The 13,260-nt window shown below is 72.8% G+C and carries 9 protein-coding genes and 1 pseudogene; 6 read left to right on the forward strand and 4 right to left on the reverse strand.

Features of this window, described 5'->3' with window-relative positions; translation table 11 throughout:
* Positions 1-17: 17 nt before the first annotated feature.
* A complete protein-coding gene (locus tag RIU97_RS34470; RefSeq protein WP_404961414.1) occupies positions 18-755 on the reverse strand; it encodes an SCO6745 family protein in 738 nt (245 codons plus the stop codon).
* 79 nt (positions 756-834) lie between these two features.
* On the opposite strand from RIU97_RS34470, the gene RIU97_RS34475 reads away from it, so the two are divergent.
* From RIU97_RS34475 to RIU97_RS34490, 4 genes are all read left to right on the forward strand, one after another.
* Positions 835-1,731: a LysR substrate-binding domain-containing protein gene (locus tag RIU97_RS34475; protein WP_404961415.1), complete on the forward strand. Its 897-nt coding sequence runs from the start codon at positions 835-837 to the stop codon at positions 1,729-1,731.
* 109 nt (positions 1,732-1,840) lie between these two features.
* Positions 1,841-2,602, forward strand: a complete 762-nt coding sequence (locus RIU97_RS34480) for a maleylpyruvate isomerase family mycothiol-dependent enzyme (protein WP_404961416.1) — start codon at positions 1,841-1,843, stop codon at positions 2,600-2,602.
* A gap of 91 nt (positions 2,603-2,693) precedes the next feature.
* Positions 2,694-3,647, forward strand: a complete 954-nt coding sequence (locus tag RIU97_RS34485) for an antibiotic ABC transporter ATP-binding protein (protein ID WP_404961417.1) — start codon at positions 2,694-2,696, stop codon at positions 3,645-3,647.
* Complete coding sequence (locus tag RIU97_RS34490) at positions 3,644-7,870, forward strand: caspase family protein (protein WP_404961418.1); 4,227 nt, start codon at positions 3,644-3,646, stop codon at positions 7,868-7,870. The genes RIU97_RS34485 and RIU97_RS34490 overlap by 4 nt, the downstream gene beginning before the upstream one ends.
* 51 nt (positions 7,871-7,921) lie before the next feature.
* Here RIU97_RS34490 and RIU97_RS34495 read toward each other — a convergent pair whose 3' ends face one another.
* Entirely contained in the window at positions 7,922-8,608 is a 687-nt protein-coding gene (locus RIU97_RS34495; protein ID WP_404963045.1) for an alpha/beta-hydrolase family protein, read from the reverse strand.
* Positions 8,606-9,200 (reverse strand): annotated as a pseudogene (locus RIU97_RS34500) (alpha/beta-hydrolase N-terminal domain-containing protein); the annotation flags it as partial. The pseudogene RIU97_RS34500 and the gene RIU97_RS34495, both read right to left, overlap by 3 nt.
* 119 nt (positions 9,201-9,319) lie before the next feature.
* Here RIU97_RS34500 and RIU97_RS34505 point away from each other — a divergent pair.
* Together RIU97_RS34505 and RIU97_RS34510 are read left to right on the forward strand one after the other, a co-directional pair.
* The gene (locus RIU97_RS34505; protein ID WP_404961419.1) at positions 9,320-10,618 is read left to right on the forward strand and encodes a cation:proton antiporter; all 1,299 of its coding nucleotides are present in this window, start codon (positions 9,320-9,322) and stop codon (positions 10,616-10,618) included.
* 109 nt (positions 10,619-10,727) lie between these two features.
* The gene (locus RIU97_RS34510; RefSeq protein ID WP_404961420.1) at positions 10,728-12,104 is read left to right on the forward strand and encodes a diacylglycerol/lipid kinase family protein; all 1,377 of its coding nucleotides are present in this window, start codon (positions 10,728-10,730) and stop codon (positions 12,102-12,104) included.
* 74 nt (positions 12,105-12,178) lie between these two features.
* Here the strand turns inward: RIU97_RS34510 and RIU97_RS34515 are convergent, their stop codons facing one another.
* Positions 12,179-13,138 (reverse strand): polyphosphate kinase 2 family protein, encoded by a 960-nt coding sequence (locus RIU97_RS34515; RefSeq protein WP_404961421.1) that lies wholly within the window; start codon positions 13,136-13,138, stop codon positions 12,179-12,181.
* Positions 13,139-13,260 lie beyond the last annotated feature (122 nt).

Below are 13,260 nucleotides of genomic sequence, written 5' to 3' on the forward strand. Positions count from 1 at the left end.
CGCCGTCCTGGCGGCCGTCACGGAGCAGGCGGGGCCGTCAACGCGTCGACGAGCCGGGCGAATTCGGCGCGCTGCCCGTCGGTCAGCGTGGCGTAGAGCGGTGCCTGCAGCTCATCGGTGAGCCGCTCGGCACGCTGCCATCGGAGGATCCGGGCTGCGGTGGCAGGCTGCGGATCCTGCCAGCCGTAGCGGGTGGCCTGCTCGATGCCGAGGTTGACGACCATGGCCGTTCGGGCGCTCAGTCCGCTCTGCCGCACCGCCACCAGATGGCAGGCGCCGCGGTGTTCCCGCAGCACGTGGATGCGCTGCATGGCCGCACCGACCGGGTCGTCGCCCGGGCAGGGTTGCGCGCGCCAGCCGGCGAACAGAGGCAGAGCGTCCGCGTCGGCGGCGTCGATGAGCTGCTGTGCCAGGCGGTTGAAGTGTTCCACGTCGACGTCGGCGGGGATGTGGGCGCGCCCCCACCTCCGGACTGCCCGTGCGTAGCGGGCGGCGGCTCGCTCCGCCGGCATCACGGCCCGTCCCGCCTCCCAGCCCGCGGAGACCAGGCGGGGGCCGAGGAAGCCCTGCACCGCTTGGACCACCGCGGCGGGTGCCTCGCCGAGCACCCCGAACCGTCCGCGGCAGTAGAAGCCGCGCCCCGGGGCGAACCCCGCGCGCAGACCGACGGCGGCGGTCGCCTCGTCCGACATGAACTCGTCGCCGAAATCGTGGAGGGGCCGGGCAGCTGCGGCGATGCAGTCGAAGATTTCCATGCGCTGAAGGTCGCCCACCCTGACTGAACAGGTCAAGGGGATGTTTTCTGTCGGAACCCTTTAGGTAATCTATCGAGTCATGCTGGATATCCGCCGTCTGCACATGCTCAAGACCGTCGCCGCACGCGGTTCCATCGCCGCGGCCGCCCAGTCACTGGCGCTGTCCGCCGGCGCCGTGTCCCAGCAACTGTCCGCGCTGCGGCACGACGTGGGCGTCGACCTGCTGCGCCCCGACGGGCGAACCGTGGCACTGACGGAGGCGGGCCGGGTGCTCCTCGAGCACGCCGACCGGATCCTCGCCGCCGTGGACGAAGCCGAGAGCGCCCTCGCGGCGGTCAAGGGCACGGTCGGAGCCACCGCCACACTGGCCGCGTTGCCGTCGACCGTCGCCAGGATCGTGGCGCCCGCGCTGACCGCGCTGGGCTCCGACCACCCGCAACTCGCCGTGACCTGTCTCGTCACCGACCAGGCGCAACTGCGGGAACTCACGCTCGGCACCGTCGATGTGGTGCTGGGGCAGCGCTATCACCACCTGCCCGACGCCGTGCCCCGTGGCATCGAGGTCTCGCCCCTGCTCGACGATCCGCTGCTCGTCGTCACCGCGGCCGGCCCGGCCGGCGAGCGGCCCGTAGCCCTGCGGGAACTGGCCACGCACAGCCTCGCCGTGCCGCCGCCGAGCACGGACTGCGGGCAGGCCATCCTGCAGGCCTGCCACCAAGCCGGCTTCACGCCCACGGCGCGCTACGTCACCGCCGACATCGCCGCCCAGCTCGCCCTGGCGCGGGCAGGCCTCGCCACCGCGCTCGTCCCCCGGACGGCCATCGACCCGGCCACGCCGGGAATCCGCACGGCACCGATCGGGGACCGCCCGATCCGGCGCCTCCTGTTCGCCGCGACGCGTCACACGGAGACCGCGAATCCGACGCACACCGCCGTCATCGGGGCGCTGCGCGCAGCCGCGCGGAGCGAAAGTTGACATCGTCAACGGTTGCGAATTACCGTCATATTACTTGAAGACATGAATCATCTACTTCCTTAAGCATCCTTGCCGCCCGCGGCAGCACCATCAGAGGAAGGGCACAGACATGAACCCCGCCCAGCACGGAGCGGCCGTCGCGGCCGAGACCGCCGGATTCGTCGCCACGGTCAGGGCGGCCGACCTCTCCACCCCGGTGCCGACCTGCCCCGGCTGGACGCTCGAGGACCTCACGCGGCACGTCGGCAGCGTGCACCGCTGGTTCACCGAGCTGCTCCGACGGCGCATCCAGCAGCCGCCGACCAGCCGTGAGGTCGACCTGCGCCTGCCGGAGCGCCCCGACGCCCTCCCGGACTGGCTGGCCGCGAGCGCGGGGGAGGCCGCAGAGGTGTTCGCCGCCACCGACCTGGACGCACCGATGTGGGCCTGGGGGGTCGACCAGCACGCCCGGTTCTGGGTCCGGCGCATGCTCTTCGAGACCCTCGTCCACCGGGTCGACGCCCAACTGGCCCTCGGGCTCGCGCCGCACGTCGACCGCGCACTGGCCGTCGACGGCATCGACGAGTTCCTCACCAACCTGCCGTTCGCCTCCTCCTTCGCGCCGCTGACCGCCCAACTGCGCGCCCCTGACCGGACCGTTCGCTTCAGCTGCACGGACGGCGACGGCGACTGGCTGGTCGCCTTGCGCACCGACGGCTTCGCCCTGGTGGCCGACCAGGCCGGGCCCTGCGCGGCGGACGGCACGGTCCAAGGCACCGCCTCCGACCTCCTGTTGCTCCTCTACGGCCGGCTGGACCACCGGAGCGACGCCTTCAGGCTGCTCGGCGACCCGGACCTGCTCGCCCACTGGTTCGCCCACTCGGCCTTCTGACCACGAGGCCGGCGGAAGGGAAGGACCCGCCCCGGGGGCCCGCCCCCGACTATGCTCGCGACAGAAGTGCAGGACGGGCATGAGGGGGAGCATGAGCCGGGTCGTCGTGGTGCACGGGGTGGGGCGGCAACTCGACACCGCCGAGACCCTGTTGGCGGAGGTGGAACCCGCGCTGCGCGGCGGCGTCGGACTGGCGCTGCGCCGCGATCCCACGCTCGGACGGCTCGCGGACGGCGACATCGCCTGCGCGGGATACGGGGACCTCTACCGGCAGCCCGGCACCCGCGGCGAGCCGTACTACCGGGCCGAGGACGTGGAACCGGGCTTCGAGACCGAGCTGCTGGAGGCCTGGTGGCGGGAGGCCGCCCGGCTGGACCCCCGTATCCCCGGACCGGACAACGCCGGCCCGGACCGTACGGGTCCCGGCGCGGCCGGTCCGCACAGCACGGGCCCCGGCCCCGCCCCCCGTGGCGCCGTCGGCCGGCTCGCCTCCCGCCCCCTCGCCGTGGACCGGGTCCGCCGCGCCCTGCACGCCCTCACCCGCACCCGCTTCTTCGGGGCCGTCTCCGACCGGCTGCTCATCTCGGACCTCAAGCAGGTGCGCCGCTACTTCACCGAGCCCGAACTGCGTGCCGCCGTACGGGCCCGGGCCGCGGAGCTGATCACCCCCGAGACCCGGGTGGTCGTGGGCCACTCGCTGGGCTCGGTGGTCGCGTACGAGGCGCTGTGCGCCCTCCGACCCGACCGGCCGCCGCTGAACCTGGTCACCCTCGGCTCCCCGCTGGGCCTGGCCGGGCTGGTCTACGACCGCCTGCAGCCCGCACCGCGGCAGGACGGCACGGGGGTCTGGCCGGCCCCCGTCAAGGAGTGGACCAACCTGGCCGACCGCGGTGACGCGGTCGCCCTCGTCCGCGAACTCGCCCCCCGGTTCGGGCCGGAGGTCCGGGACCTGCCCGTGGACAACGGCTCCGAGATGCACAGCATGCGCGCCTACCTGACGGCGGTGGAGACCGGAACGGCGATCGCCGCCGGGCTGGCCCGGTGACACACGGCCCGCACACGGGCGCCCCCGCAACGGACGGACCGGACGGACCGGACGCACCGAACGGCCCGGCCCCCGACGGCCTCAACCGGTACGTCTTCGCCTTCGGCACCGGCACGTTCACCGCCGACCCGCACCTCGAAGACCTGCCCGGCGTGTCCGAGGACCTGAGCCGGGTCAAGGCCCTCTTCTCCTCCCTCGGGTACGCGGAGATCCTCCCGCAGCTCGCCGGCGCACCCGACGCCCAGCAGGTGCGCGCCGGTCTGGAGGACTGGCTCAAGGCGGACGAGCGCTGCAAGGAGGACGTGCTCGTCGTGTACTACGCGGGGCACGGCCTGCGCGACGACCGTTCCCACCGGCTGACCTGCCGCAACAGCCGGCACGACCGGATGAGCACCACCCTCGCCTCCCGCGAGCTCGCGGACCTGCTGGCCGACACCCCGGTCGGGCACGTCCTGCTGCTGCTCGACACCTGTTACGCCGAACTGGGCGCGGCCGAGATCGCGAACGTCACCGGCCAGCTGGTGGACTACCGGCCCGCGGGGTCCGACGGACTGTGGCTGGTGGCCTCGGCCCGCTCCCGCGAGCTCGCGTACGACCACGCCTTCGTCACCGCCCTGGAGGCCGCAGTGCGCGCGGGCACGGCCGGGATGCGGCAGCCGTACCTGGACATCCCCACGGTGACCGACCAGGTCAACGGCCATTTCCGGGAGCACCGGCCGGATCAGTGCGCCAGCTATCACGCGGTGTCCGGCTACGCGGTCCCGCCGTTCCTGCCCAATCCGAAGTACCGGCCCGGCCTGCCCGACGAGGCGATGGACGTGGAGTCGCAGCGGGAGTGGACCGCGCACTTCGGCCCGCGGGGCCGAGGTGTGGAGTACGCGAGCGAGCCGGGCGACTGGTTCACCGGGCGCCGGCAGGCCCTGGCCACGCTGGCGGGCTGGCTGCGCGATCCCGTCCACGACGCCAGGGCCCGGGTCGTGACCGGGGACCCCGGCTCCGGCAAGTCGGCCGTCCTGGGCCGGCTGCTCGCGCTGGCTCGCCCGGACCACCCGGAGGCCTCCGCGCACCTGCTGCCGCCGCCCGGTTCGGTGACGCTCTCCGTCCACGCGCACGGCACCACCCTGGAACGGCTCACCGCCCGGCTGGCGGCGGCGCTGGACGTGGAGGCGGACAGCCCGCCGCAGCTGCTGGCCCGGCTCGCCGAGTACGAGGGCCCCCTGCGGACCGTGCTGATCGACGCACTGGAGGAGGCGGGCACGGGCGTCGGCGGGCGGGAACCGCAGCGCATCGCCCGTGAGTTGCTCCGGCCGATGTCCGTCCTGCACAACCTGCGGCTGCTGGTCGGCACCCGGCGGACGATGATCCCCGAACTGGGCCGGGCCGTCGAGGTCGTCGACCTGGACACCGACGCGTACACCGGCCGCGACGACATCGAGCTGTACGCGCGGCGCACGCTGGCCGGGATGCCCGGCGGGCTGACGGAGGCGGACCGTGAGGCCGTCGCCGCCGCGGTGGCCCGGCGGGCGGGCCGCTCCTTCCTGGTCGCCCGGATGACCGTACGGGCCCTGCTGCACGGGGACTTGAACCCCGACCCCTCCCGGCCGGGCTGGGAGGAGGAGCTGCCCTCGGAGGTCGGGCAGGCCTTCGACGCCTACCTCGCCCGGTACGGGGAGAACGAGGACCGGGTACGGCGGCTGCTGCGGCCGCTGGCGTACGCGGAGGGCTCCGGCCTGCCGTGGGATTCGCTGTGGGCCCCGCTGGCGGCGGCCCTGTCGGGCGAGAAGTGCACCAACGACGACGTGGACTGGCTGTGGCGGCAGGCGGGGGCGTACGTGGTGGAGGTGCCGGCCGGCGAGGACCGGTCGGTGTTCCGGCTGTACCACGAGGCGCTGGCCGAGCACCTGCGCGATCCGCGGCGCAGCCGCGAGGACCAGCGCCGGATGACGGCCGAGCTGATCGCCTCGGTGCCGCCGCGGGCCGACGGCGACGGCCCGGAGTGGGAGCGCGCGCACCCGTACGTCCACGCCCACCTGGCGGGCCACGCGGCGGCTTCGGGAGACCTCGAACGCCTGCTGCGGGACCCGTGGTTCCTGGTGCACGCGGATCCGGACGGGCTGCTGGCCGCGATGGACGGCGTACGGGGCGCTGACGCGCAGCGCGTCCGCACGATGTACCGGACCTCGGCCCACCGCTACCGCGGGCAGGGCGTCGACGAACGGGCCCAGGTGATGGCGGTGGACGCGGCCCGGTACCGGCTGGAGGAGCACCGGAGCAGGCTGGGGCGGCGCCTGGAGTGGACACCGCGGTGGGCGACCGGGTCCCAGACGAGCAGCCTGTTCCGGGGCGAGCTGAGCTCCTGGTCCGCCCATCCGCTGGTCGCGGCGGAGCTACAGGGCATGCCGGTGGTGCTCAGCGCGCGGTACGAGGGGCCGGTGCAGGTCTGGGATCCGGCGCAGCAGAGCTGCGTCGCCACCCTGGACGGGCATACCGGGCGGGTGACGGCGATGGACTCCATCGAGGTGGACGGTGTCACGCTGGTCGTCACCGCATCCGACGACGGAACCCTGCGCGTCTGGGACCTCGCACGCAGCACCGAACTCCGTCGGTTCGTGGTGCGGACCGAGGCCGAGGCCGAGGCCGACCGCAGCGCCGACGAACTGGCCACGGACCCCGTCGTGGCGGGCCTGGCCTGCACCCGCGTCCACGGCGAGGTGCTGATCGTCGGCTGTGCCCCGAACGGGTCGGCCTGGACCCGGGAACTGATGTCCGGCAAGGTCCGCGCGACCCTTCTGGGGCGGGCCGGGCACAGCGACCATGTCCTTTCGGTCCTCTGTCTGGAGACGCGAGGGGCCGCCACCGCTCTGGTCGGCTCGCCTTCCGGTTCGCTGCGGCGGTGGAACCTGGAGACCGGGGAGCGGGATCTCTTCCACGACTCCAAGGACTGCCGGGCGGTGGCGAGCCTTGCTCTGGAAGGCCGCGAGCTCGTGTCCCTCGGCTACCGCGAGGGCAAGCTTCAGTTCCGCGACCCGGCCACCGACACCGTCGTCTCCTCCTGCCGCGTCGGGCACGGTTGGATCACGGCCGTCGCCTTCACGGAACTCGACGGCCGCACGGTCATGGTGGTGGGCTACGGGGACGGCTCGATGGAGCTGCGGGAAGGACCGGGCGGGGGCGGCCAGTTGCTCGCCCGGCTGAACGGCCATACGGACTGGGTCCATTCCATCGTGATCACGAGCGTGGAGGGCCGGCCGGTGGCCGCCAGCTCCGGCAGCGGCGGATCCGTCCGCCTGTGGACCCTGGAGGAGCAAGTCGAGGAGGTCGCGCCCAACGGCCATTCCAGCCGGGTGATGGCGGTCGCGTGCACCGTTGCGGACGGCGCTGCCATCGCGGTGTCGGCGAGCCACGACCACACGGCACGCGTATGGGACCTGTCCTCCGGAAGGGAGCTGCACCGCCTCGAAGGGCACGCCCATTGGGTGGAAAGCGTGGCCTGCGCAACGGTTGACGGCACACCGGTCGCCGTGACCCGCGGACACGACGACACCGTTCGGATGTGGAACCTCGCGGACGGGTCAGAGACTGGACGAACCGAGGTGGGTTACGAGTCAGCTCTGGTTTGCGGACAAGTCGACGGTGGTCCGGTCGCCCTGGTCGGGCAGGTGGGACCCGACGGGGCCCGGACGGGCATCTGGAACTTGAAAACCCTGCAGATCGGCGCAACCTTCGGGGCCGCCGCCGGCACCCCGACCGGCTTGGCCTGGACTCTCGTGGACGGAAGGCCCCTGGCCGTGATCGCGGGGCATCACCTGTTCCGGGGCACCCAGCGGCAGACGGGGCTCTGGGACGTCACCGGCCGGACCTGGGTGGGCGACCTGGAGGGCCTTACAGACCAGGTCAACGCCATGGTCTGCGGCACCGACGGACGCACCCCCGTGGTCCTGGTGGCCACCGCCCGCAACGGGGCCCAAGTGTGGGATCTGCGGAGCCGGCAGCTGCGTCACCGGCTCGGTCACGGCTGGGTGTCCGATGTGGAGGTCGGCCTGCTGGACGGGCTGCCGGTGGCCGTTACCGCCGACTACTACACCGTACGAATCTGGGACCTGGGCAAGGGCACGCTCCTGCACCGGTTCCACCTGCCGGTCGATCCGCGCGCCGTGGCTTTCGCCCCCGGCGGCGAGCTCGTCGTCGGCGCCGGGTACGAGGTGATCGTCCTGGAGCGCTGAAGTACGCCGCGTCAGCCCGTACGCCAGGGCCGGCAGCCGGATCCTGCGGCCCTACGGGCCGCCCGGCCTGCCGATCCACCGCGCGACACCCTCGAAGGCGTCGAGCACACGCACGTCATGGGGGCCGAAGTAGTGCCGGCAGTCCTGAGCGAGGCGGTCGTACAGGGCTGCTGCTCCGCGCGCGTCACCGGACTTTCCGGTGAGCTCGGCGAGTTCCGTGCGCGCGTCGACCACCGACTGGTCCCAGGGGCCCCGTTCGCGGTCGAGCTCGATGCCCCGGCGCTCGACCGCGCGGATCTGCTGAACGAAGTCGGCGTTGACGTACGGGGACACGAGCCGGTCCGACGCCTCTGCCGGACTCCCGCCGACGGCCGCGGCCGGGCTGTACTCCACCAACGCCAGCGCTTGGGCGACCGCCTGGGCGCTGCTGGGCCGGTGCGTCTGCTCCTTCGCGAGGAGATTGAGAACGATCTCGACGGCGTTCCAGCCGTCGACGTACGCGGCCTTGTACGTGTGGCCGTGGCCGTCCGGAACGCCCGTGGAGAACGGGAGGTCGGCGGTGACCTGCCAGAAGGGCACGAGGGGCATCCAGACCATCCCTTCGAGCACGTCCGAACCGGGCGCCTCGCCGATCCCATCGGGTTCGGAGAAGGCCAGCCCGGGGCTCCACCACGCGGAGTCCCACGGCACGAGAGAGCCCGGCCCGCCCGAGCGCAACGTCGAGGTGGGCTGGTCCACGCCTTCCGGTGTCTCCGTGTCGCGCACGGAGAACGCCTCGTTGGCCGCGTTCACGAAGCCGCCCAGCAGGACACCGGAGAACGCGGACCACGCCAGACCGCCACCAGCCGACCACCCGTGCCGCTCGCGGCCCGATCCAGGGCCCGAGCAGGTCGGCGGCCGAGCGGTAAAGGCGCCGGAGCCCCCGCCCGGCCAGCAGCAGGAGCCAGAAGACGAGAGCGGCGACTAAGGGGCGGGCCACGGCGGTGACGACGTTGTAGTCGGTGACCCCCATGCGTACGCGGATCTCGTGCTGCCAGTACTGGCCGAGCCCGAACGAGAGGCCGAACAGCACGATCGCGCTGACGAGCAGCACGAGCCACGACCTGCGCGAGGCGCTCCGCGCGTCCCGGCCGGCGAAGGCGCGCCACACGTACGCCGCGATCACGCCGAGCCCGTACCCGATGGCCGCGGTGATGCCGCAGATCAGTCCTTGCCGTCCGCCGTGCGCGGTGCCGGCCCTTCCGACGGTGAAACCGGCGGGGCGTGGCTCATGGCTCTCCTCCGGGGCAATCGTCCCAAGGTCCGGCTGGTCGTGCCATCCGGTTCCCATCCGGGTTCCCCGTGTGGCATCACGCGGCGTGTCCTTGCCGACGTCGGTCCGTCACGCTCCGTCGACCTGTAGGAACGAGGCCACGCGTGGTGCGGCAGGTGGATCTGGAGGGCCGGCATGTGAGCAGTGGCACCTGGACCGTTGCGGCGGTGGCGGCCGTCACGGCCGCCTACGCGCTGGGCTCGCGGCGGCTGTCCTCTACGCCCTTGTCGTCGGCGATCGTGTTCGTCGGCGCCGGCGTTCTCCTCGGGCCGGCCGTGTTGGACATCGTCAACCTGGAGCAGGACGCCGCGCCGATCGTGGCGCTCCTCGAAGCCACACTGACGCTCGTGCTGTTCACCGACGCCCTGTCGGTGCGCAGCCGGGACCTCCGGGCCGGCGGTTTTCTGCCCGGTCGTCTGCTGGGCATCGGACTGCCCCTGAGCATCGGCGCGGGCTGGCTCCTCGCGTGGCCCCTGCTGCCGGGGCTGACGATGTGGGAGCTCGCGCTGGTCGGTGCCATCCTCGCCCCGACCGACGCCGCCCTCGGGAAGACCGCGATGTCCCACCCGCGGGTACCGGCGCTCGTACGTGACGGACTGAACGTCGAGAGCGGCTTGAACGACGGCATGGTGCTGCCCTTCTTCATCCTCTTCCTCGCGGCCATTCCCGGCACGCACTACGCGCAGGAGGGCGTTGCGGGAGTCTTCTGGCGCGCCCTGGCGCTGAGCACCGCCATCGGCCTGCTGATCGGGTGGCTGGGAGGCCGGCTGCTGCAGTGGTCCCGGGCCCGGGGGTGGGTCGCGCAGGACTGGTGGCAGCTCTATCCGCTGGCCGTCGCGGCAGCGGCGTACGAGCTCGCCGTCGTGACGGCCGGCAGCGGGTTCATCGCCGCCTGGGTGGCCGGCTTCGCCTGCGGGTTCGCCCTGCGCCGCTTCCCGGCCGACGACGAGCAGGGGGACGCCGACCGCACGGCCGAGTTCACCGAGACCCTCGGAGGACTCCTGGCGGCGATCAGCCTCCTCGTCTTCGGGGCGGTGCTGCTCGGCCCCACACTGGAGCACCTGAGCTGGCGGATCTGTCTGTACGCGGTGCTGAGCCTCACCGTCGTCAGGATGCTGCCGGTGGTCCTCGCACTGGCCGGGAGCGGACTGCGCCCCCGCACGGTGGCGTACATCGGCTGGTTCGGGCCCCGCGGTCTCGCGTCCGTGGTGCTGGCGCTGCTCGTCGTGGAGGAACACGTTCCGGGGGTGGAACTCGTCGGCAGGGTGGTCGCGATCACCGTCGGCCTCAGCGTCCTCCTGCACGGCGTCTCCGCCGTACCCCTCGCCGAGCGGTACGGCCGCTGGTACGAGAAGGCCGCGGCCGCCCACCGTGATCTGCGCGAGGGCACCCCCGTACCCGGTGGCCATGCTGCGCGGGGTGGTGACCGCCCCTAGCCTGAAGTGGAGGCCCGCGGACGTCCATGTCCACGACTAGTCGGCCCACCGGGTACGCAGGCATCGGGATTCCAGGCCGGCAGCCGGTGGAGCGGTGGGAGGTTGCCCCATGAGCAGGCGCTGGGCCGCGCGTCTGGCCTTGGCGGCCGGCGTAGCGGCGGTTCTGGTGCTGGTGGTCTTCGCCGGGCTCGGCAGCCTCGTGCTCATGGGCGTGGGGTGGGCGGGCCTGGTGCTCACGGCGGCCGGTGGGTGGTGGATGCTGACCCACACCGGCTGGATCAGGGTGCTGGCCGTGCTGCTGGTGGTCGCCGCGCCGCTCGGCGTCCTGATTCTGTACGCGGCCGCCGGGCTGCTGTGGGTCGTGCTGGTCTCGCTCGGCCTGTGGGCGCTGGCCGTTTCCGCTGGCAGGGCCGCGCTGGTCGAAGACACCCCGCCCGGCATGGCGGAGCGCTCCGCCGGCCGGGCCGAGCGGCCGTTCCTGATCATGAATCCGCTCTCGGGCGGCGGAAAGGTCGAGAAGTTCCACCTCGCGGAGCGCGCCAGGGACCTGGGCGCCGAGGTCGTCGTTCTGGACCCGGCCCGGCATCAGGACGTGGCCGAGCTGGCGCGGAGCGCCGTCCGGGGCGGCGCCGACCTGCTCGGCGTCGCTGGCGGCGACGGCACGCAGGCCCTGGTCGCCGGTATCGCCGCAGAGCACGACCTTCCCTTCATGGTGATCAGCGCGGGCACCCGCAACCACTTCGCCATGGACCTGGGCCTGGACCGGCAGGATCCCTCCACATGCCTGGAGGCACTGACCGACGGCGTCGAACTGCGCATCGACCTCGGCTACCTCCATGCCGGAGAGCCCGCGGGAGGGCCTGCGGGAGAGCCCGCGGGAGAGCCCGCGGGCCCGAGCGGAGGGCGCGTCTTCATCAACAACGCCTCGTTCGGCGTGTACGCGGAAGTCGTGCAGAGTCCCGCCTATCGCGACGACAAGGCCCGCACCATCCTGGAGATGCTGCCGGATCTACTGACCCACCACAGCGGCGCGCGACTGAGCGTCCGTGCCGGTTCGCTGACCAAGGACGGCCCCCAGGCCGTACTCGTGAGCAACAACCCCTACGAGAGGGGCGACCCGGCCGGACTGGGACGCCGGGGGCGTCTGGATTCCGGCCGGCTGGGGGTGCTGTGCGTCGGGGTCGGCAACGCCGCCGAAGCGACGGAGCTCCTGTTGCGGGGCGGGCAGGGCCGCGGGCTGACCGAGGCCACCGCCCGGGAGGTCGTCGTCGAAGCCGACGCTCCCGTCATCCCGGTCGGTGTCGACGGCGAGGCCCTGCAGCTGCCCACGCCGGTGCGCTGCCGTCTCGCCCCCGGCGCGCTGCGCGTGCGCGTCCCCCGGCACCGGCCCGGCGTACCGCACGTCGCCCCGCCGATGGACTGGCGCCGGGTGCGACGTCTGGCGCTGACGATGGGGCGGGTCGCGGCAGGACACGAGAGCGCCTGACCCACGGCTGCCGGGTCCCTCCCACCCGGAGGGCGATCACCGCTCGTCGGCGGGCGGAGGACCCGCGGCTAGAGCTAGCCGCGCTTCTTCTTACCCGGCCGCCGGGAGGCGGAGTACGGATCTGCCGGGGCACCGGCGGGCGCCTCCCGCTCCAGCTCCCGTTTGGTGACGAGCAGGGCCCTGCGCGCCTCCTTCCCCACATCGGGGTACTGAGGATCGATGTCCATCAGCGTGTGCGCGAGGACCGCCGCCGCGCAGATCCGGGCGAACCACTTCCGGTCGGCCGGCACGACATACCACGGCGCCCACTTCGTACTCGTGGCCGACAGCATCGCGGAGAACGCGTGCTGGTAGTCGTCCCACCGGCGCCGCTCCCGGACGTCGGCCGCGGAGAACTTCCAGTTCTTGTCCGGCCGGTCGATCCGCTTCAGGAAGCGGGCGCGCTGCTCCTCCTTGGACAGGTTGAGGAAGATCTTCACCACTTTGAACCCGTTGTCCGTGAGGTAGTGCTCCCAGCGGTTGATCTCCCGGTAGCGCCGGTCCCACAGGTCCGGCCCGCACGCGGTCTGCGGCAGCCTCTGCCGGACGAGGTTGTCGGGGTGGACCCGCACGACGAGGACCTCCTCGTAGTGCGAGCGGTTGAAGATGGCGATCTCGCCGCGCGCGGGCAGCCGCTGGGCGTACCGCCACAGGTAGTCGTGGTCGAGTTCCTCGGTGGAGGGCACCTTGAAGCTGCTGACCCGTACCCCCTGGGGATTGACGCCGCTCATGACGTGGCGGATCGTCCCGTCCTTGCCTCCGGCGTCGAGCGCCTGGAGACAGAGCAGGACGCCGTACGTGTCCTGGGCGGCCAGCCGCTCCTGGTACTCGGCCAGCAAGGACACCCCGGTCCGCAGCAGCTCGACCCCCTCCCGCTTCTTCAGACCGGCCCTGTAGCGGGGATCGAAGTCCCGGTCCAGACGAACCTCGGACCCCGGTTCCACCCGTAGCGGCCCGATGAAATCCGCGATGCGTTCGGCTCTCTCGTCCGACATCACCAGTCAGTCCCTCGCTGCTCCGGGGTGGGCCCGGTGCGCCTCGGGCCCAGGACGGCCCCGCCCGCCATGCTCATTGTCTGCCGGCCCGGTCGGGACCGCTCTGCGAGGCCCGGGTACCC

Origin of the sequence: Streptomyces sp. 147326, from assembly GCF_045000215.1 — a bacterium.
GTDB lineage: Bacteria > Actinomycetota > Actinomycetes > Streptomycetales > Streptomycetaceae > Streptomyces.